Below are 20996 nucleotides of genomic sequence, written 5' to 3'. Positions count from 1 at the left end.
GCTACCCCATCATCCGCGGCGAGGCGATTTCAGCCCCCAAGTCTTCGCGGTGTGTCTCAATGACACCCAAAAACATGTCCGATTTTTTGGCCAAAGACTCGACAACCACATTGCGTTGTCCGCTCTCTCGATCGTCAAAGTCGACCAAAATCGTCGTGCCGACCACACCCGCCGCCCAGAGCGCCGGTGCGTCCATCGGATCCGCGATACAGCCCGCATCGATCAAGATCAACGGATACTCATCGGCCAACCTCGCCACCAAATTCGAAATCTCCGCAGCCGCATCATCGAGCGAAACGATCGCCAATCCCGATTCGCCCAGTTTGCGCGGCGATCTCACTTCAGGACCGACAACCTGCAGTTGATCACACAATGCCGGCCGTGAGCGATTGGCTTCGATCAGCAACACGGGTTGCGCCGCACGTGCGGCAAGCGTGCGTGCCAACGTCAAATAGACCGACGTACAACCGACACCCGTCTGCGAACCGGCCAACGCCACCAACGATTTTTTCCCGCAAGCGGCCAAGGCCTCGAGTTCGGCCGCCACTGATTCAAATCCCTCGGTAGCCCCGCGCAACAATTCATCACAAATCGCCGGCCATTGCCAGTCGGGTGATGTCGTTGTGAGGGGGACGACGTCTGCATCCGGTTTCGAATCGATTTCCGAATCTGAATCAACCAGGGGCGGCGCACCCTCAGCCGCGAATTCGCCGCTGACCTGTTCAGTCGGTCGCGGGCAATCCGATTCGGTTTCACGGCGTCGAAACGCCTTGATGAATGTCCGGTCCAGTGCGGTCATTTCGAGGAGGTATCGACTCTTTGTGTTGGTTCATCTTCAATCGTGCCCACCAGCCAAGCCGGCGAATCATGATCGCCCGCAGCTCCGCCTGGAATAGCGGGACCGGGTGCGGCAACTTCCATAGGCAAAAAGGCAGCGTCGGGAGACGAACTGCTCTCGCTGAGAAATTCGACTTGTTGGATCTCCCCAGTGGCGGCTCCCAATTCGACCGCCCCCAGTTCCGCTCCTGCTACCAAATGATCGATCTGGCTGTCTTGGTTTTTGGTCTCAGTTTGTGGCCACAGAATGGCCGCCAGCCCCCACACAACGAGGCACATGCCGACCGCGGTCACCCACGAACTGGTCTTCACCGACTGCAGCTTGAACAGCCCGCGCGCAGAGTATATTTTTGTCAGACGCCAACGCGAAGGTCGGCTGCGGGGCGATTTCACCGCGTTCGCAGCAGACAGTTGCTCATCTGCGACGACTACATCTGTGGCAGATGCTGCTATGGAACCGTCGGAGGAGTGGACGAATTGGGACACGTGCCGATTCCTCTGTTTTGAGACACGACAAACTGAGCGATCCCGCGCAGCGGCGCGCGAGACAACGATACAATCGATATCGGCGCACGATTCTCACGATCTTGAAGGTTTTGCCGGTTATCCGGCCTAGGACATCCGCTTTGCCACGTCAGTCAAAGCCCCAGCGCTTCCTCAATTGTGTACAACCCCGGCTCTTGTTCGCAGAGGAACCGCGCCGCGATCAACGCGCCATGGGCGTAACTGTCCCGTGTATGCCCCCGCACGGTCAGGTCGATGGTCTCTCCCATCATGCCGAACACAATCGTATGTTCGCCGACATTGTCCCCGGTGCGTAGTGCATGATATCCGATCTCAGATTGCGGCCGCCGTCCTGGTTGGCCCTGCCGGCCGTGCACGTGCTCGGTCTGTCCCATTTCATCCGAGATGATCTGACCGAATTTGAGAGCGGTCCCACTCGGAGCGTCCTCTTTAAATCGATGGTGTCGTTCGATCACTTCCACATCGACCCCGCTAGAGACCCCTTTTAAGACACGGGCCGCTTCTCGCGCCAACTTCATGGTGAGGTTGACCGCGATGCTCATATTCGGCGCCAACAATAACGCAGCCGTATGCGAGGCAGTGAGGACTTGGTCCCGCTGTGCAGCAGAGAGTCCCGTTGTTGCCGCGACCAACGGGATACCTCGTTCCCCACAAATCTTGGCAATCGCGACCAAGCCGGTGGGGAGCGAAAAATCGATCACGGCATCCACGCGATCACCCAATTCACTGGTCACCGGAACGCCGATGTGACCAACGCCCGCCAATTCACCAGCATCTGCGCCGAGGTGCGGACAGGCGGAATACTCGAGTGCCGCCCCGACTTCCAAGCCGTCCTCTTCATGGACAAGAGCGACAATTCTCCGTCCCATCCTGCCGGCGGCACCATTCACACCAATTTTCAGTGGCTGCGTCATCCGTTCAATCCTTGCGTTCGTATTGCGATCAATAGCTGGGCTTGTGGCGCAAACTCGCAGATTTGCCGGGTAAACTCAAGCCAGCCAGATTAGATTTCTCCGCTGCTATGCGTCTTTCGGCGGCGATCCGGCTTCCTTGCCTGCGATTTCCAATAAGCCGTAGTCGACGCGGCGGAGATTGGTCAAATCGATGGCCTGTTGCGCGCGAGATTCGTCCAATTGGTCGGGTTGGTCCGCGAGATGCGTCGGCACCGTCACGGTAAATGTGCTCCCCTTGCCCAATTCGCTCAACAGCGACACTTCCCCCCCCAGCAACTTAGAGAGTTCCTTAACAATCGAAAGCCCCAATCCCGTTCCGGCGAATTCTCGCGTGAGCGCGTTGTTCGCGCCGGGTGCGGTGTTTCCCTGGCGAAACTTTTCGAAGATCGTTTCTTGATCCTCCAGCGGAATTCCCACACCGGTGTCGTCGACCGTCAATTCCAATTGGTCGTTATCGATCGCTGTCACCGCGATCCGCACACGCCCCCCCTCGGGAGTGAACTTAATGGCATTGGAAAGCAAATTGTAGATGATCTGCTGCAATTTCCCTGGATCTTGACGCAGAATCGGCAAGCGAGGATCGACCTCGTAGTTCAGCGAGATGTTCTTTTTCTCCGCCAACGGGCTGAGCATACCCACGAGCCGTTCAATCGTCTCGTCGATCGGAAAATCGGCAAGATGCAATTCCATTTTACCACTCTCGATTTTCGCGAGGTCCAAAATGTCGTTGATCATCGCCAGCAAATCTTTGCCTGCGCTTTGAATGTTGTGCAGATAACGCTTTTGTTTCTCGTTGATGTTCGCCGACCCGGTCAATACGTCGCTGAACCCCAGAATACTGTTCAGCGGCGTTCGCAACTCATGGCTCATTGTGGTCAGGAAATCGTTTTTGAGGTTGTTCATCTCGAACAGCCGCATGTTCACCTGCGCTAATTCATCGACCTTGGCGTCCAGGCTGCCGTTAACGTGCCGTAGTTCCTCCTGCACCGCCACCAGATGCCGCAACATGCGGTTGAAGGCGTGGCTCAGTTCCTCAAATTCATCCCCCGTGCGGATGTCCGCTCGCAAATCGAGCATACCGCGAGCAATTTGGTCGCTGACATCCTTTAAGTGCAACACTGGTTTCACGATGACGTACCGCACGATGGCATAGGCCGCCACCATTGCCAAAAAGGCGGTCGCGATGGCGGTCGCCAACAAGATGGCATCGTTCTCGGCCAGCTTCTTTTCGGTTTGATGTGCCGGAAAGGTGATCTCCACCATGCCCAGCAGATCGCCCTCTTGCTTGTCCGCATGTTGGTGGCAGGCAATGCAGGCCGTGGTTGCACGGACAGCACCATAAAACTTATATGCGCTATTGGCATCGCTGCGGTGCACGTTGGCTGCATCCTTATTCTGCAACAAATACGTCATCGCCTGGTGCCCTTTGAAATCTTTGGGGCGCTCCGTATCTTGCACATCCGGTGACCGCACCGCCCAGGTCAGATCCGTCGAAAACTCAGGCACCTTCACATTGTGTGTCGCATCACTGGGCAGTGCCGCTTGGTCAAGCCCCGCCTCTTCAGCGGCTCCGGGCTGCTCGTCGGCCTCGCCCGCTTTGTCCGACTGGGATTCTTGAGCTTCCTTTTGCTTCACCCAAACCGGGTGCTCATAAGTCATGATTGTCTGGGTCAGCATTTCGCCCGTGATTTCATGCTGCTCATACAACAGATTCGCCGTGCGATGGCCGTAAAACGCAAAACTGCCCACGATCAGAATCAACAGACCGCCCCCAAACAAGAAACGGCACTTCCGTTCCAAGCTGGTTTCCCCGAGCAGACGTTTGAAAGTTCGGTAAGACATAAAAGCATTTCGCGGTCAAAAATAACGACAACCGACCCGATCCGTATTCTATAGAATTTCCACACCCCTGGGCAGAGCGATTCTCTGCAGGAGGCTTGAGGCAACAGACCCGAGCGAACAGGCAAATCATTTCTGCCTACTGCCTACTGCCTACTGCCTACTGCCTACTGCGTCACTTCCCTCGCACATTCCCATACAGCTCAATGTGCAGCCGCGAGGTAAACTGGTAGCCGCGTTGAACTGCTGCGGCTTCGATCCAGGCCGACTTCTCCGTTAAGGCTGCGGCAGTGACGGCTTGCGGCATCAACCAGACATGGCTGGATTCCGCTTCGGGGATTTCCGCCAAATACGCCTCGACTTCGTCAAGATCACTGGGCTGATCAATCACGAATTTCAACTGGTAATCATAATCCCGCAACAACCGGCGAATGACTTGCGGGCGATGTCGGTCGCGCTCATGTCGCGCGCGCCATTCCCCGGCCCGTTCCAAACTGGGGACGGAGTTTGAGAGTTTGGGACTGATCGACATCAAATCCGCCTGCAGCAACAAATCGACCGTCCCGGCCGTCTCCACCGTGATGAATTTTCCATGTTCACGCAGTGCTGCCGCCAACGGCTGGACCTCAGCCTGCAGCATCGGCTCTCCCCCGGTGATCACCACATGCGTGCAATCGTATTGTAGAACGTCTTCCACAATTGAATCCCACGAGCGATTTTCCCCTTCAGGATTCCACGAGGTATATGGGGTATCGCAAAACCAACACCGCAGATTGCATCCGGAGGTACGCACAAAAACCGACGGCTCGCCACTGTAGCGGCCTTCGCCTTGCACGGAATGAAAAATCTCGGATATCTGCACAGTGGTCTCGTCAAAGGATCTGGTAAAAACAGAATAGAAAAGCCGCGAGAAGCGTTATCAGCCTTGCGCCGGATAGGTCAGCGGATCTTCCAACCCCGCATCGTGGAAGCCCTTCAACCGCAACAGGCATGCATCACACTGCCCGCAGGGTAGGCCCGCGTCGCTGGGATCGTAACAGCTGATGGTCAAACCGTAATCCACACCCAGTTCCTGGCCGCGACGAATGATCTCCGACTTGGTCAGATCAATCAACGGCGTGTGAATCCGCCAAACCCCATCCCCTTCGACCCCCGCTTTGGTGGCCAGGTTCGCTAAATGCTGAAATGCATCGACAAACTGCGGCCGGCAATCCGGGTAGCCACTGTAATCGACGGCGTTCACCCCCAAAAAAATATCAAACGCCCCCAACGTCTCCGCCCAGCCGAGCGCCAATGAAAGGAACAACGTATTCCGCGCGGGGACATACGTCACCGGAATGCCGCCGCCAATCTCCTCCACCGCGGCATGCTTGGGCACCGGCGTCGCCGAAGTCAACGCCGACCCGCCAATCGCCCGCAAATCCAACGGCAAGACCAGATGTCGCGAGGCACCAAACGCCGCAGCCACCCGCGCCGCCGCCTGCAATTCCTGCGCATGCCGTTGGCCGTAATCAATCGTCAACGCAAACAGCTCAAACCCAGCCTCACGCGCAATCGCCAGCACGGTGGACGAATCCAACCCACCACTAACAAGCACAACCGCCGGTTTTCCGGAAGTGGACATAACAATTCAAAAGTTTCAAAGAGACAAAAAACCCGGCAAACCGCCCCCTACGGCGGGCCAACGGTCGAGTTTAGCAGATCGGTATAGGGTCTGTCATTTGCAGCGACAAGTGAGGCGTAAGCAGGGGACAGGCCTGCCCCAACGGCCGATTTCACCCGCGCCGCTCGCTTTGCCAACCGCAACTACCCCGATATGCTGAATAAGCTCCTGCAGGGGATTCATCGGCAGCATCATAATTTGCAAGACGGAACCGTTTTAGGTTGGCTGTGTCTATCCATCTTGTAGGGTCCGTTGTGCGGACCATTTGCGTTGGATTCGGCTAGGATCTAAATTGGCAGTAGCCTTTGCACAATAGCGACGCGTGGTGTCGTGGTTGCGGAAATGCAAAGAGCTACTCGGCCGGAGCCATACTTATGGCATCTTTTTTGAGGTCTCGCTAATGCTACGACATCCAGTCGATCCTAAGAATTTTTCATTAATTCAATCAATAGATGACATTGCTCGCGCTAACCAATTACCGATCACTGAAAACAAAACACAAGAATTGTTATTGGAAAAGCTTACTTCGTCGCTTCGAGAGCATGTTGCCCACGGCGCTCGGCTTCATGGTTTTCGCACACAGTCGATGTTCGCTCATGTCGCAGCGGCAATGGGCGAATGTCTTATTATTAAGGAAGAAGACGGTGGTGCATTTTTTGATATTGCCGGCGATTTAAAGCAACCGGATTTTCGAATCGTCACTCGACAGCATGGACGCATGCTTGTAGAAGTAAAAAATTTCTACCAAAAAAAGCCGCATAAAAAATATACAATTAAAGGGAAATATCTCCACTCATTAAAAGAATATGCCAAGCTCAATGAAATCCCACTAAAAATTGCGATTTACTGGGCACGTTGGGGATGTTGGACCTTGTTGGAAGCGAATCGACTTGACGTCAATACTCCGACCATCGAAATCACTATGGATTATGCCTTCAAGCACAATGAGATGTCGCTATTGGGCGACCACATGATCGGGACGGTACCGCCCTTGTCACTTAGAGTATATGCTGACAAAGACAAACCAAGGAATCTGAGCGCCAATGGAAAGACTTTGTTCACAGTCAAGAAGGCATGCGTATGTGCAGATGACATTGAAGTTGTCGACCCCCTTGAGGAGCGAATTACTTGGTTTCTCATATTGAACGGAACATGGAATGACATATTCGAATACGCAAGTGTAACAGACAATCTCTTGAATTACTTGGATATGCAATTGCGGCCAGAATTGCCAAATGACGAAGCTTCAAATCAAGAACCATTTACCATCATCGGAACGATGAGCCAGATGATTTCAAATCAATATAAGCTTTCCACATCACCAAACGGTCCGATTACAAGCTTGATTCCAAACCAGCAGCCCGACGAATTTGGAATCCTCATACCCCATGATTATGTCGGAAAAACCTTGAAATTATGGCGACTTTATCAGCAAACAGATTCCACAGTTTCTCCTGAGGTCAAAAACAAGGAATAAGCCCCACAGATTCACCCGCGACGCTTCCACGGATAAAACCAAACCCCATACGGCAAAAACAACACCTCCAACGGTTCCGCAAACCGCACCGGGTCGCGCAGTTCCCAGGCGTATTGCCCGTCCAACATCGCTGCGGGCACACAGGCCGCCGTCGCGTCTCGTTTGCGGATCGGTCGCGTGTTGTGCAATTCGACGCTTCCCACGACCACGCCGCGGGGCAGGGGGGTGACATCTAGGTCGTGCCGTTTGGCGGCTGCGAGTGCAGGCGGTGTTTCGGCCAGTTTCTTGGAGGCGTACAGATAAATCCGCCCCCGCTTGCGGGTGTTCACGGTGCGGACTTCGATCGTTTTGATACCCTGTAGGATCAATTCCACCCACGGTTGGCGAATTCCTACGGTGATTTGGTCGGGATCGGGGTGCGGCTTGTCGGTGGGTGGGACGGACACGGCGAGCGATTAGACCTCGAACGATTCAAACTGCTGGGGAATGATTGGATCCTCGTCGCAATAGTCTCGCAGGATTGTCGCTAGACTTTGCGAGGACTCCGGCTCACCATGCACCAAAAACGCCTGACGCACGCCGCCGCGCGATGCCAATTGGTCGTACCACCACTTAAAATCCTCGACATCAGCATGCGCCGACAGACCATTGAGCGTTTTGACCTGCGCCTTGAGTTTGTAGTGGCGGTTGAAGATGCTGACCTTCTCGCGCCGCTCCACAATCCGCCGCCCCAGAGTATGCGCCGCCTGAAAACCGATGATCACAATCCGGTTCTTGGGATCCTCGACCGAGTTTTTCAGGTGATGCACCACCCGCCCGTTTTCGCACATCCCACTGGCGGCGATCACCACAAACGGCCCCTTGCGACGATTGAGCGCCATGCTCTCCTGCCGGTTGCCAATGTACGTCAGCCCATGAAACCCAAACGCGTCCGCATCGGTCATCAACGTCGATTGCACATCGGCGTCCAACAACTCCGCATGCCGCCGATAAACCGACGTCAACCGATTCGACAACGGACTGTCTACAAACACCGGCACCTCGGGCAGTAGGCCTTCGTTGGTCAGTTGATTCAAAAAATAAACCACCCGCTGCGTGCGTCCCAAGCTGAACGCCGGGATGATCACCTTCCCGCCTTCATGGACCGCCTCTTGGATCACCTCCAACAGCGCCTGTTTCAAATCCGCCGCCGGGGGATGCACGCGATTGCCGTAGGTCGATTCCGATATCAAAATGTCACAACCATCGACCGGTTGGGGATCGTGCAACAACGGCAAATTCCGCCGCCCCAAGTCACCGGTGAAGACCAACCGCCGGGTGCGCGCGCGTTCCTTGAATTCCAATTCACAGATCGCCGAACCGAGAATGTGCCCCGCTTCGACAAACCGCAAACGCAGCGCCGGATTCAGCGTAAACCATTCGTTGTACGGCATCGGCTCCATCAATTGCACAACGGCGCGGACATCGTCCTCGTCATAGAGTGGCTCAGGCGGCACTTGCCCTCGCTCCAGATGCCGCGCGAGATACTTCGCATCCTCGGCCTGAATCCGCGCCGAATCCAGCAGCATGATGTCGGCCACATCGGCGGTCGGATCGGTACAAAAAACCGGCCCGCGAAACCCCGCGCGATACAGCCCCGGCAGGTTCCCACAGTGGTCGATGTGCGCATGCGAGAGAATCACCGCATCCAAATTGGGAGGATCACAGCGAAACGTTTCATTCTTCCGTCGCGACTCCGCACGGCGTCCTTGAAAGAAACCGCAATCCAATAACACGCGTAGGTCACCGAACTCCAACAAATGCTGGCTCCCCGTCACCTCTCCAGCCGCACCACAAAAAGTGATCTTCAAGCTGTCACCTCCCTGTTCGGTTGCCGATCCTAAAACGGCCAAGCGCCGCTGCCTCCGATATATCAACTTCAACACCCGCACGCCATTGTAATGCCCGCCCATCTCTCTCCCCTCTCCCATTGGGAAAGGGGCCGAAGGTGAGGACTCCCCACCAGACGGGTGGCCGCGATAGCTTCGCTATCGGGGCGGGCGCAGCCCGCAAGAAGCCGCAATTCCCGCGTGCCTACACAAGCAGAGTCTCGTTGGCACGGACAGCTGAAACTGCTGCTTCTTGTGCCTGCGGCACACCGATTGCCATTGGCAATCGCTGCCACCCGTTGATTGTCTTCCCACGGACAAATACAAATTATTGCTTTAGGAGGGCAGGGGATGAGGACCGCCATCAGTCGATTTGTCCACCATAAAAAGTCAAAGCCACAAACCAAACTCCCCTCTGTAAAGCTGGAAATCGAATGGACATATGACGAATTGATAGGAGGTGTCCCAAAGCGATCGCCTCGCCGTAAGTCCTTATGAGATAACGCCTCGCGAAATCCCCCTTTGAACGGAATGCGATTTCGCATAAAATTCATTGAGTACCGAGCCAGCGTCCCACCACGGACGACCACTGTCGAAAGTCTTCGAAAATAGACGACAGTGACTCCGTACATCACCTATAATTGAAACAGACGAAACAGCACATCGCGTTAAGAGTTTCCACGCTGTTACCACAATCCACGCCGAATCCAGAAATCTTCATTGCGAAGATCTTGGGAAGTGAGTCCGTCCGTAATGTAGCCAGACAAAGGAGAAGTGATGGTCGCTCCGATCAGTGGGGAGAATTCCCTGGACCGCCTGTTTGCCGCTCTGACCGAGCACACGTTCCAGAACGATCTGGGCATCGCCGATCCTCCGCTGATTGACTACCTCTCCAAGTTACTGCTCCGTTTCATCCGCACCGATGCCATGTATCGCGTCCGTGACGTCGAAGGCAACTGCCTCAACGAAGTGGTCGACATGCTGGCCGAAGCGGAGGCTCGACAAGCCAAACCGCAACGGGAAGCCTTCCGCCACATTGGCGACTACACGCTCTTCTGGACCGGGGTCTACCCCGAAGCTCTGCCGAGATTTCAAGGCGCCAGTTCCAAAGATCAATTGATCGACTACTGCGCACAGGGCAAACGCTCCTACTTCATCGCCAGCACATTCGATGACGAACCGTATCGCGACGAAGCACCCATCTTGCGACGACTCAGCGAAGAGTTCGAACTCTGCATGACCGGTCTGCATCAGGTCCGCGCCGAGTGGGAAAACCTACCCCACGAACATCAAAACGACGCTGGCCAAAATTAGCGCAAAGTCAAAGCGATTCGTTGGGGTGCCACTAGCGGCTTGTCCGCCAGTGCTTGCTGGCCATACGGACTGCGTCCCAACCTGCTCAACTCGCCAACGACCGCGAAACATCAAACCGCTGAAACGCCCAAGCCACCAGTGGCAAGATGCCTGCCACGGCGAGCATCAGTAGACTCCATGCGACGATCAATCCGGCCGCTGTAGATTTCCCCAACAGCACATACGCCGCTGCTCCGCCGCCAGTCGCGAATCCGACGATCACAGCCAAGAACAGCATCTTGGCCATCATCATCATCATCTGCCGGCCGAAGTGTTGAAAGTCGCCCGGCGTACTGGCGGCAATCCGGACCGGATAGATCAGAAACGTCACGTTCTCCACGCCGTACAACAACACATTCAACGGCACAACAAACACGCCCGCCAATCCAGCGACAAGCACGTTGCCCGTGAAAACCGCCACCACTACGAACAACACCAACTGCAAGAGCGTGACCAAAATGATCGGCGCCGCCAACTCTCCGGCAGCAATGGCGATCGGCCGTAGCGGCAACTGCTTGAGCAATTCCATTTGCTCCAAATCGCCGCGAAAATCAAACGGGAACAGCGATGAAAAAATAAACGTGCAATACACCGATGCCCCCACCAGCACCCCCACCAAGTTTTCGCCTTCCATCTTGTGCACCAAAAACAGCACAACCCCGCCACCCACGAAAATCATGATCAGCGGAACCCACATCGAGCTCCGCAAGGCTTTCGTAAATTGACGCCGCGCGATGGTCCCCACTCCGCCCAAACGCGGGAATTGGGGAAGCCGGCGACCGATGGCCCCTTCGTTGGCGGTGAACTTAAAGTTCCCGCTCCGCATCCGCTGCATCCGCTGATAGACCGCTTGACTGCCGGCGACCGCGGACTCCAAATAATTCGCGTCTAGTTGCACAATGAGCAGCACCAACGCGGCATTGATTGCCACCGCCGCACTGGCCCAGAGGATGAATTCCGGAAACACCTGCTCGGCGGCCATCACGCGACCATAGATATCAAAGGGAGCCAATAACACAATGCCCGCTGTTGTCTGCCGCACGGCGTTTACATAATCCTGCGGTCGATCCCCTTGACGCGCCTCCAAGCCATTCCACACGGCAATGGCCAGCACCACCCCCAACGCCAGTAGAATCAATTTTCGCGACAACGACACACCGTGCTCAGACAGCGTTTGCACCACCAATACAAAGGCGATTTGCAGCAACTGCACAAAACAGATGGCCAAAAACAATCCCGCAATCACAAACCACCACGACACGGCGTATCTAGTCGTCCACGTTGAAAACAGCAGCGACAGAAAAACCGCCCCCACCACATTGCCGGCGATCTTGTAGTACAACAACTCGCGACGGGCAAACGGGCCGGCGAATAAAAAGTCCACCTCCGCCGGCCAAAAATGAATCGCCTGCAACTTTGCACTGGAGTTCAAACTCAACAGCGTAAAGCCCAACAGAAACACCGGCACCATCGTCCGCAATAACTCAGTCTGCGGTTCGTGAGGCGTACTCAACAGCACAAACACGTTGGACCCCAGCATCAAAACCAACATCATCGCGCCGCAACAAAACGTAATCGCTCCGCGAACCGACTTCAGGCCACTCAACGTCCGCCGCAAATTCGCGCGATACCGTAACCACAATAGTTTCCACAAAGCCGGATGCATGAGGGGACCTTTTTAGGCTACAGGCCTGAGGCTACAGGGGACAGGATTGGCTCGCAAAAGTCGAATGACATAGAACGCCGCTTGGGAAATGAATAGCAATTGAACACACCACCAACAATCCAGTCGTGAAAGAACACCCCTCAAGCCTCACTCTGCGTCCGCGTGCCTTCTGTTGCATGAAAGAACACATCCTCCAACGACGCTTCACCACCCAACTCCTCGTAAGCTGAACGCGCCTCAGCGATGGTTCCGAAGAACAATTGGTTGCCCGAACTAAGGATCAACACATGCGTGCACAAGCCTTCCACCAACGACATCAAGTGCGAGCTCACTAGCACCGCCGCCCCCGCTGCGGCACGCTGCTTAATCGACTCCCGCATGATGCGGATGCCCCGCGGATCCAATCCGGTCAGCGGCTCGTCGAGTAGAATCGCCCGCGGATTGTGCAAATAGGCGCAGGCAATGGCCAGTTTTTGCCGCATGCCCCGCGACAGTCCATGCGCGAACGCATCTCGTTTTTCGGTCAGCTCGAATTGCTCCAGCAGCGATACTCCTGCGGTTTCTAAATCGGCGACTTCATAGGCCGAAGCGATGAACTCCAAATGTTCCCAAACCGACAATGCGTCGAATAAATGCGGATCGTCCGGGACATACGCGAGTTCTCGTTTGGCAGCAACGGGGGTTTCCACAACGTCATGCCCGGCAACCAAAAGCCGGCCGTGCGTCGGTGGCAAAATCCCCGCGATTGCCCGCATCGTGGTGGTCTTCCCGGCACCATTGGGACCGACCAATCCCAAGATGTGCCCCGGCTCAACGTCGAACGACAGTCCACGTACCGCCACCGTTTTTTCGTAGGTCTTGTGGAAATCCCGGATCGAAATCACTTGCATCTGCCTTTAACGACGTAGAAAACTCGACCCGTTTGGTCCCTCAATCACGATGCATCATAGGTCCCCCCCGCCGCCGAGACAATCGGAGCTAATCCCCCGTAAGACATTCTCAGCCATAATATCCGGGAAAAAGTCTTCGAAGCTGCCCGAATTGCGCGTACAATAAGGGCAGCAGTCCACCCGAATTTCTGATGGGGAGCAGCACGCATGAGTATCACCGAGAACCAGGGAACATATCACCTCGGCCCTGAGTTGAACGGGATCGCCATGACCGTCTATCACCAAACCGACCAGGGCGTCGCTGAACAAATTGTGCCGGAAATGAAAACCTACCGCACCGACATTCTGCCCGGCTTTGAACTTCCCATCACACGTTTGTTTGCCGCTGCCGACCGTTGGGGAAAAGACTAACACGCCCGCCACAACCACAGTTTTCACATCGCTGATCTCACACCCCGGATGCCCCCCATGCTGGTGACTTGCCCTCATTGCGATACACAGTTTACCCCCACAGCTGTAACCTGCCCCGCTTGCGGTGACTACCGGCCGCCGTTGGCATCCACCGCTGATTACGAAACCAATCAAGCCGAACTCGACATCTCCCACGGCGCATCTGTACTTTGCGTGCATCAACGACTCGTCGACAAAGGGTTCAGTGAAATCGTCGCCGACGACATCATCACCTCCGCGCGCCGTAACGTCCGCCGCGCCAATCGTCGCACCGGCGGGTACCGCATTCTTGCTGGTGCCGGTTTGCTGGCTGGGGCAGGCTTGTTGGCGCTGGTTAGCCGCGGCGCGATCGTCGTGTTCAGCATCCTCGCCATCGGGTTAGCGCTGTTTGTTGCCGGCATCATTCAATACGTCAGTGGCGCGAATCTGGACTAAGTGGTCATTTTTGCCTTGTTGTCTAACATTCCAGACATCATGATGGGACGCAGCGGTTAATCTTTGCCGCCATTTCTCGGTTCATATCATTCATCGCACGATCACTGCGCTTCCCGTCGGCACGTACAGGAGACGTTAGTCCAATGAAATTCTTGGTATCCGGAGCAAGCGGACTTGTGGGAGGAGCGGTTGTTCAGGCATTTCTTGATGCAGGACACGACGTCGCTCGACTCGTCCGCCGCCGCATCTCAGTTTCTGAAAATGATTATTTCTGGGATCCAGCCGCCGGCAAATTAGACCCCGCCGCATTGGAAGGTGTCGACGTAATCATTCACCTCGGCGGCGACAATATTGCTGAAGGACGTTGGACTCCCGAAAAAAAAGAACGCATCCGCGACAGCCGAGTCGATAGCACTCGCTTGCTCGCCGAAACCGCCGCAAAGCTTGAGCATCCGCCCAAGACATTTCTGTGCGCCTCAGCCATTGGCTTCTACGGCGACCGCGGAAACGAGACCCTGGACGAAGGAAGTTCTCCCGGGACCGGATTTTTACCTGAGGTCTGCCAAGCCTGGGAAGCCGCCTGCCAACCCGCACGCGACAAAGGAGTCCGTGTCGTCAACCTCCGCTTTGGTATGATCCTCAGCCCCGATGGCGGATCGCTGGCCAAAATGCTCACGCCATTCAAAATGGGCGTCGGAGGGAAAATCGGCACCGGAGAACAATACTACAGTTGGGTCTCCTTGCTTGACGTGGTCCGAGCGATGGAATTCATTCTCGACGTCCCCAGTTTAGAGGGGCCGGTCAATATCGTGACCCCCAATCCGGTGACCAATTTGAAGTTCACCAAAACACTCGGTGCCGTCCTTTCACGGCCGACCGTACTGCCCATGCCCGCCTTTGCCGCTCGTTTGGCTTTCGGGGAAATGGCCGACGGGTTACTACTGGCCAGTGCCCGCGTGATTCCCGACAAATTGCGCGACGCCGCTTTTACATTTCAACACGATCAGCTCGGCAATTGCCTGCAAGCATTACTCAAATAGCCGATCGCTGCCCACAAGCTGCGTCGCGAATTGCCCCGGGACCCTTAGTTGAAAACCCCCTTGCGTTCTGCTACCGTTTGACATCGCACGTTTAACTCAGATTCCCCGCGCGGAATCGACGCAAGTTCTTACTCAATTTCAGGTTCCATCGGACCGCACAGGCAGGTTTTTTATGTACAAGGTGACGTTGATTCCCGGAGACGGGGTAGGTCCTGAAATTGCCGAAGCCACGCGAAAATGCGTCGATGCCACCGGCGTGAAAATTGATTGGGATTTCCAGGAGTGCGGGATTGAAGTCATCGAAGCCGAGGGCAAAGTCCCCGACCGCGTGATGGAATCGATCCGCGCCAACAAAATCGCCCTCAAAGCCCCGATCACGACCCCCATCGGCAAAGGCTTTCGCAGCGTCAACGTTTTCTTGCGACAAGAACTCGGCCTGTACGCCTGCGTCCGCCCCTGCAAAACCTACAAGGGCGTGCGAACCTACTTCGAAGATTCCAACGTCGACCTAGTGCTCGTCCGTGAAAACACCGAAGACCTGTATGCCGGCGTCGAATTCCAAGCTGGTGAGGAACGGACCGCGCAATTGATCGCCAAGATCAACGAAGCCGCCACCGGACGAACAATCGATACCGGCAGCGACACCACCGGCGTGAGCATTAAACCGATCTCTATCGAAGGCACGCGACGGATCGCCGACTACGCTTTCCAATACGCCGTCGACAACAAACGCAAGATCGTCTCGTCGGTCTGTAAAGCCAACATCATGAAATTCACCGATGGGCTGTGGTACGATGAAACCCGTGCGGTGGCGTTGGCCTACGGCGCGAAATTCGAATGGCCCGATTTGGCCGAAGGCGTCCAACCTGACCCCGCTCTTGTCGGTAAAGTCAGCGATACCAATGGCGAAATCGAATACAACGAACGCCTGATTGACAACATGTGCATGCAGTTGGTGCAAAAACCGGAACTCTATGACGTAATCGTCACCGAAAACCTGTACGGCGATATTCTCAGCGACCTGTGTGCCGGACTCGTCGGCGGACTGGGTGTCGCCCCGGGAGCCAACATCGGCACCGAAGCCGCCATGTTCGAAGCCACGCACGGCAGTGCTCCCAAGTACAAAGGCCAAAACAAGGTCAACCCGGTCGCCTTGATCCTCTCCGGCAAAATGATGTTGAACCACATCGGCGAACACGAAGCCGCCGCCAAGTTGGACAACGCTGTCGCCGAAGTCATCGCCGAAGGCAAAGAAGTGACCTACGACATGAAACCCGACCGCAACGACCCCACAGCTGTCGGCACCCAAGAAATGGCCGAAGCCATCTGCCGTCGCATGTAGTCGGCAGTGGATAGAGTGGCCTGTGGCCAGAATCAGTTTCAAAACCCGGTTGCGCTTGTTGCGACAACTTGCAGATCAGTCTCAGCGATTCGCGTCAGAGGGTTTTGAAACGACTTAGAAAAGTAGGGCAGGCTCCCGCCTGCCGCTTTGAAACACCGGCACCGGGTGCCACCGACGGCTTGTCCGCCAGTGCCTTGGAGCGGTAACCATTAACTATTCGTCGGGTGCCACTGGCGGCTTGTCCGCCAGTGCTGCTGGGCGGTGATTCCTTCCGGGCTATCGTCCCGTCGTGAATGAAAAATCCTTCCGCGACCTGATCTCCGGACAAACGCGAGGAGCGGCCGCTACGCTGGCGCGCGGCGGCCTGCGACTGCTCTCACCGTTCTATGGCTGCGGCGTTAGACTTCGCAACGCGGGCTTCCATTGCGGCCTGCACACGATTCATCGCGCCCCCGTTCCAGTGGTCAGCATCGGCAACCTCACCACCGGCGGCACCGGCAAGACCCCCTTCGCTGCTTACCTCGCCCATTGGTTTCGCGAACACGACCGGCAGGTTTGCTTCCTCAGCCGCGGTTACCGCGCCGAATCGGGGCAGGTCAACGACGAAGCCCGCGTGCTCGAGCAACTCTGCCCTAATGTCCCCCACCTACAAAACCCCAACCGCGTCGCCTCCGCACAGACAGCCGTCGCTCAGTTCGATTCAGAAATACTCATTTTAGACGACGGATTCCAGCACCGCCGCCTACACCGAGATCTGGACATCGCCTTAATCGATGCCGTCAATCCCTGGGGCTATGGCTATCTCTTGCCGCGCGGTTTGCTGCGAGAACCACGCACCGGTTTGCGCCGCGCTGACGTCGTTGTCATCACCCGCGTCGATCAAGTCGACGAAGACCGTCTCGCTGCCATACGCCGACAAATTGCCCAATACACTCGTGCTGAACCGGTCGAAATCTCGTTCCCTCCGGTGCGGCTAATCAACGCTGCCGGCCAAACGGCTGAAATCAATTCGCTGCACGGACTACCGTTGGCAGTCTTCTGCGGGATCGGCAACCCCACCGCTTTTCAAGCAGCCATCGAAACCCTCGGTTTGACAATCGCCGCGTTTCGCGAATTCCCCGACCATCACCCCTATGGCAACGACGACGTCACACAACTCAAACGTTGGGCCGCAGACACGAACGCAGCAGCCGCGCTCGTCACGCAAAAAGACCTCGTCAAACTGAACATGACCGAATTAAATGGCGTTCCCCTGTGGGCCTTGGAAATCGGCTGCAAAATCAATCGCGGCGAAGAGACGCTCTCAGCGGCGCTGACCCGCCTCACTCAATCATCCACAGCCTCCGACTCTGCGGAAGCATAACCGTCCTCACTTAGATCACCCTCTTCGTCTTCGGGGACCTCTTGCGGGAAGGACGTTAATCCATCGATAATTTCACGGGGGACGATCATGTCCTTGAATAAGTCGAGTGTTCTCGTTTCCCACGCGCCTTGCTTATTAATTTCAGTGATGACTCGCCAGGCAGACAGGAAACAGGATTCTTCACAACCAGGACATTGATACGGCGTCAGCTGTATGTAGTCACTGTCGTGGATAATCTCGCTTCGAAACTCCATGAGTGCCGAATAACGCTCGGTTTCAAGGACCTGAACGAGTTCATCGCGACAATCCGATGAAACCCGTACCTCCAATCCCATTGCTTCCGACCAGCGCCCACATGCTTCACAATAGGGAGGTCTTTTTCTGTATCCTGACACGATGACCAGCCCGCAAATCATTACAGCTTCGCAAACCCAAATCACATACAGTTCCGCACCCAGCGGCTCTTCACCGTTGAATTCCCAGACGCCTTGTTGGGCAATGATTTGAATCACTTGCCAAATAATTTGCGGCGAAAGAATGATAGAACCAGTGAGCAGGCCGATATAGGCAACCCAACTCACGTAGACCAAAAACAATCCGACAACAATGCTCACGCTATGGACAACAATTCGATTGCGGACCTTGCCCACGCGCGCCCCATAGTCAACCGCCGATCCTCCCAGGGCACCGATGATCAAAGCCCCAAAAAAACTAAAGACGACAAACGGATCGTAAAAACTAACTAGTGCGTAGATTGCGCCCATCACCATGGCCGCAAGACCGCCAACGGTGAGCATCGTGAAAATACCCGAAATCGGAGCAGCACTTGATGGGCGGTAATAACGATCGGCAGCTTCAGGCATCAGCGCAACCCTTTCACGGCGCAATGAACACGCGGCGGATTTCCAACAACTAAACTCATCGATGGCACCTAGCGAGCAGATATATTGAGGAGCATTAGACTTTACGGAATTCCGCGAGTCCCCGGCTCTGCATTGGTAACAATACCATCAAACCGCCGGTGGCTCTTCGACGTCAACATCCGCCTTCGGGGGCACCGTTTCCTCGCTCGACAAAACCACCTCCTCCGCTGGCGCCTCTGCCGGCAAGGTGGCTAACCCTTGGACCACGGAGTGTGGGACAATCATGTTCTCGAAGACGGTCTGTTCCTGCGTCTCTTCCTCACCTTTGTCATTGGTCGACGTCGTCTTCCGCACTGCGGTGAGGTGGTCTGCCTCTTCACACAGGGGACACGCATAAGCAGTCAGGTGCACGCAGTCCAACGGATTGACCGTCCCGCTGCGCAACCCCAACAGCTTCGAATACTGCTCCCCTTCCAAGGCTTGTGAAAAATCGGCCGCGTTCTCCAACGGGATCTTCGCAGCCACTTCTTCCGGTTCCGTCCACCGATTGCACGCTTCGCAGAACGGAATGCATGCCCCCACCCCCGTGAGCAGCACCACGCCCCCGATAATCAGCGCTTCGATCGCCCAAATGGTATAAAGCCCCGAGGCCGACGGCTTCGAACCGCGCATTTCCCACAGTGGGTTTTCAGCAAAAAACTGGATTAAGGCCGCGACAGCCACCGGATTCGTGACGACGAGGCCGATCGCAGCTTTGTCTTCTGCATTGGCGTTCATTTGGATGACCAACGACACATAGGCCACCCAACACAGATACACAGCAACCGCCGCAATCACGAAACTGACGCCGATAACGACTTTACGATTCCTGACCCGCCCAATCCGTGTGCCATACTGAATAGCCATTCCGACACCAGCCCCAAAAATGGCTGCGGCAATGAATGTGAAATAGACGAGCGGGTTGAAATACGCCACCAATCCATAAATCACCGCTAGCACAGCTGCTGCGAGCGAGCCGACGGTGAACATGGTAATGATGCCGGAAATCGGAGCAGCACTCGACGGGCGATAATAACGGTGAGCGGTTTCGGACATGTCCACGGCCCTTTCAGTTCGTGGTGATTGCATGGCGAATTTCTAAAAAACGAAATTCTCAAGCCCCCATCCTACGGCGGGAATTTCTGGGGAGCAAGAAAATTCGCCAACCGTTTCAAAGTTCCCCCCCGGCTCCGCTGAGCGTGATACCCAAGCACAAAAAAACGACCGCTACCAATCAAGGTAACGGTCGTTTTGAATATCAATTCATCACCGCGAAATTACTTCGCGTCGATCCAACTCATCATGCTCCGCAACTGCTTGCCGACCGTTTCGACTTCCGAGGTTTGACCCCGACGTCGTTTCGCTAGGAACGTCGCACAGTTGGCTTTGTTCTCCAAAATCCATTCCTTGGCGAATTCGCCGTCCTGGATCTCCTTGAGAATCTTCTTCATTTCCTGTTTGGTCTCTTCGGTGACGATCCGCGGTCCGCGGGTGTAGTCGCCGAATTCAGCCGTGTTGGAGATACTGTACCGCATGTAGCTCAGGCCACCTTGGTACATCAAATCCACGATCAATTTCAGTTCGTGCATGCATTCGAAGTACGCCATCTCCGGCTGATAACCCGCTTCGACCAACGTTTCGAAGCCCGCGCTGACCAGCGCGCTCACGCCGCCGCACAGCACGACTTGTTCGCCGAACAGATCCGTTTCGGTCTCTTCTTCGAACGTCGTTTCAATGATTCCCGCACGGCCGCCGCCGATTCCCTTGGCATAGGCCAACGCCAATTGCCGCGAACTGTCCGACGCGCCGTCGCCCAAAGCGATCAAGCTCGGCACACCGCCGCCCTTTTCGTATTCGTACCGCACCAAGTGGCCCGGTCCCTTGGGAGCCACCAAGGCGCTGTCCACACCTTCGGGGGGCACAACTTGGCCGAAGTGAATGTTGAAACCGTGCGAGCAAAGCAGCAAGTTGCCCGGCGAGAGATTCGGTTTGATCTCACTATGATACAAATCGCCTTGCACTTCATCCGGCAGCAGGATATTCACCAAATCGCCCTGTTTGGTCGCTTCGGCGATCGAGACCGGCTCAAAGCCATGCTTCACAGCCAAGTCGTAATTGGCCGAGCCCTTACGCTGTCCGATGATCACATTCAACCCGCTGTCACGCAGGTTCTGTGCCTGGGCATGCCCCTGGCTTCCGTAGCCCAGAATGGCAATGGTTTTGTCTTTGAGTAATGCCAAATCGGCATCGTCATCATAATAAATCTTCGCGGCCATGATTCTGCTCTTTCAGTTTCTGCGAATTACAATCTGTGGTTTGTTAGGTTTATTGTGAATCGTCGTTAACTGGTTCCCAAACTCTGTTTGGGAACCAGGATATCAACACTTAGACAT

General features: G+C 55.5%; 20 protein-coding genes. 7 read left to right on the top strand and 13 right to left on the bottom strand.

The window, feature by feature from the left end:
• Position 1: 1 nt before the first annotated feature.
• The 6 genes from CA54_RS11885 to queC form a co-directional block, all read right to left on the bottom strand.
• Positions 2-799 (bottom strand): hypothetical protein, encoded by a 798-nt coding sequence (locus CA54_RS11885; RefSeq protein ID WP_146370979.1) that lies wholly within the window; start codon positions 797-799, stop codon positions 2-4.
• The gene (locus CA54_RS11880; protein WP_146370978.1) at positions 796-1323 is read right to left on the bottom strand and encodes a hypothetical protein; all 528 of its coding nucleotides are present in this window, start codon (positions 1321-1323) and stop codon (positions 796-798) included. Before CA54_RS11880 ends, CA54_RS11885 begins: the two co-directional genes overlap by 4 nt.
• A 152-nt stretch (positions 1324-1475) precedes the next feature.
• Positions 1476-2276, bottom strand: a complete 801-nt coding sequence (gene dapB, locus CA54_RS11875) for a 4-hydroxy-tetrahydrodipicolinate reductase (RefSeq protein ID WP_146370977.1) — start codon at positions 2274-2276, stop codon at positions 1476-1478.
• Between the two features lie 105 nt (positions 2277-2381).
• Positions 2382-4157, bottom strand: coding sequence for a sensor histidine kinase (locus CA54_RS11870; RefSeq protein ID WP_146370976.1), 1776 nt, complete (start codon positions 4155-4157; stop codon positions 2382-2384).
• Between the two features lie 172 nt (positions 4158-4329).
• Positions 4330-4989, bottom strand: a complete 660-nt coding sequence (locus CA54_RS11865) for a 7-carboxy-7-deazaguanine synthase QueE (RefSeq protein WP_261343733.1) — start codon at positions 4987-4989, stop codon at positions 4330-4332.
• A gap of 84 nt (positions 4990-5073) precedes the next feature.
• Positions 5074-5784: a 7-cyano-7-deazaguanine synthase QueC gene (gene queC / locus CA54_RS11860; RefSeq protein WP_390816745.1), complete on the bottom strand. Its 711-nt coding sequence runs from the start codon at positions 5782-5784 to the stop codon at positions 5074-5076.
• Between the two features lie 433 nt (positions 5785-6217).
• Between queC and CA54_RS11855 the strand changes: the two genes are divergently transcribed.
• Entirely contained in the window at positions 6218-7294 is a 1077-nt protein-coding gene (locus tag CA54_RS11855) for a hypothetical protein (protein ID WP_146370973.1), read from the top strand.
• An 11-nt stretch (positions 7295-7305) separates the two neighbouring features.
• On the opposite strand, the gene CA54_RS11850 is transcribed toward CA54_RS11855, so the two are convergent.
• Positions 7306-7740: an ASCH domain-containing protein gene (locus CA54_RS11850; protein ID WP_146370972.1), complete on the bottom strand. Its 435-nt coding sequence runs from the start codon at positions 7738-7740 to the stop codon at positions 7306-7308.
• A 9-nt stretch (positions 7741-7749) separates the two neighbouring features.
• A complete protein-coding gene (locus tag CA54_RS11845) occupies positions 7750-9144 on the bottom strand; it encodes an MBL fold metallo-hydrolase (RefSeq protein ID WP_146370971.1) in 1395 nt (464 codons plus the stop codon).
• Between the two features lie 795 nt (positions 9145-9939).
• Here CA54_RS11845 and CA54_RS11840 point away from each other — a divergent pair.
• The gene (locus CA54_RS11840) at positions 9940-10476 is read left to right on the top strand and encodes a hypothetical protein (RefSeq protein ID WP_145379714.1); all 537 of its coding nucleotides are present in this window, start codon (positions 9940-9942) and stop codon (positions 10474-10476) included.
• An 85-nt stretch (positions 10477-10561) separates the two neighbouring features.
• Here CA54_RS11840 and CA54_RS11835 read toward each other — a convergent pair whose 3' ends face one another.
• Together CA54_RS11835 and CA54_RS11830 are read right to left on the bottom strand one after the other, a co-directional pair.
• Positions 10562-12181 (bottom strand): putative ABC exporter domain-containing protein, encoded by a 1620-nt coding sequence (locus tag CA54_RS11835; protein WP_146370970.1) that lies wholly within the window; start codon positions 12179-12181, stop codon positions 10562-10564.
• Between the two features lie 140 nt (positions 12182-12321).
• Positions 12322-13065 (bottom strand): ABC transporter ATP-binding protein, encoded by a 744-nt coding sequence (locus CA54_RS11830; protein ID WP_197532405.1) that lies wholly within the window; start codon positions 13063-13065, stop codon positions 12322-12324.
• A 213-nt stretch (positions 13066-13278) separates the two neighbouring features.
• Here CA54_RS11830 and CA54_RS11825 point away from each other — a divergent pair, with 213 nt between their 5' ends.
• From CA54_RS11825 to lpxK, 5 genes are all read left to right on the top strand, one after another.
• Positions 13279-13482: a hypothetical protein gene (locus CA54_RS11825; RefSeq protein WP_146370968.1), complete on the top strand. Its 204-nt coding sequence runs from the start codon at positions 13279-13281 to the stop codon at positions 13480-13482.
• 57 nt (positions 13483-13539) lie between these two features.
• Positions 13540-13956 (top strand): hypothetical protein, encoded by a 417-nt coding sequence (locus tag CA54_RS11820; RefSeq protein ID WP_146370967.1) that lies wholly within the window; start codon positions 13540-13542, stop codon positions 13954-13956.
• Positions 13957-14099: 143 nt separating this feature from the next.
• Positions 14100-14996: a TIGR01777 family oxidoreductase gene (locus CA54_RS11815; RefSeq protein ID WP_146370966.1), complete on the top strand. Its 897-nt coding sequence runs from the start codon at positions 14100-14102 to the stop codon at positions 14994-14996.
• A 172-nt stretch (positions 14997-15168) separates the two neighbouring features.
• Positions 15169-16338 (top strand): isocitrate/isopropylmalate dehydrogenase family protein, encoded by a 1170-nt coding sequence (locus CA54_RS11810; RefSeq protein WP_146370965.1) that lies wholly within the window; start codon positions 15169-15171, stop codon positions 16336-16338.
• Positions 16339-16627: 289 nt separating this feature from the next.
• On the top strand, positions 16628-17701 hold the full coding sequence (gene lpxK / locus CA54_RS11805; RefSeq protein WP_197532404.1) for a tetraacyldisaccharide 4'-kinase: 1074 nt from the start codon (positions 16628-16630) through the stop codon (positions 17699-17701).
• Here the strand turns inward: lpxK and CA54_RS11800 are convergent.
• From CA54_RS11800 to ilvC, 3 genes are all read right to left on the bottom strand, one after another.
• Positions 17665-18564 (bottom strand): hypothetical protein, encoded by a 900-nt coding sequence (locus CA54_RS11800; RefSeq protein ID WP_146370964.1) that lies wholly within the window; start codon positions 18562-18564, stop codon positions 17665-17667. The two genes, lpxK and CA54_RS11800, sit on opposite strands and share 37 nt — an antisense overlap.
• Positions 18565-18711: 147 nt before the next feature.
• A complete protein-coding gene (locus tag CA54_RS11795) occupies positions 18712-19659 on the bottom strand; it encodes a hypothetical protein (RefSeq protein WP_146370963.1) in 948 nt (315 codons plus the stop codon).
• Positions 19660-19880: 221 nt separating this feature from the next.
• Complete coding sequence (ilvC, locus tag CA54_RS11790; protein ID WP_146370962.1) at positions 19881-20879, bottom strand: ketol-acid reductoisomerase; 999 nt, start codon at positions 20877-20879, stop codon at positions 19881-19883.
• Between the last annotated feature and the right edge of the window lie 117 nt (positions 20880-20996).

Origin of the sequence: Symmachiella macrocystis (assembly GCF_007860075.1) — a bacterium.
Classification (GTDB): Bacteria; Planctomycetota; Planctomycetia; order Planctomycetales; family Planctomycetaceae; genus Symmachiella; species Symmachiella macrocystis.
Note: the sequence above shows the minus strand (reverse complement) of the source record. Positions and strands in the feature narration are given on the sequence as shown.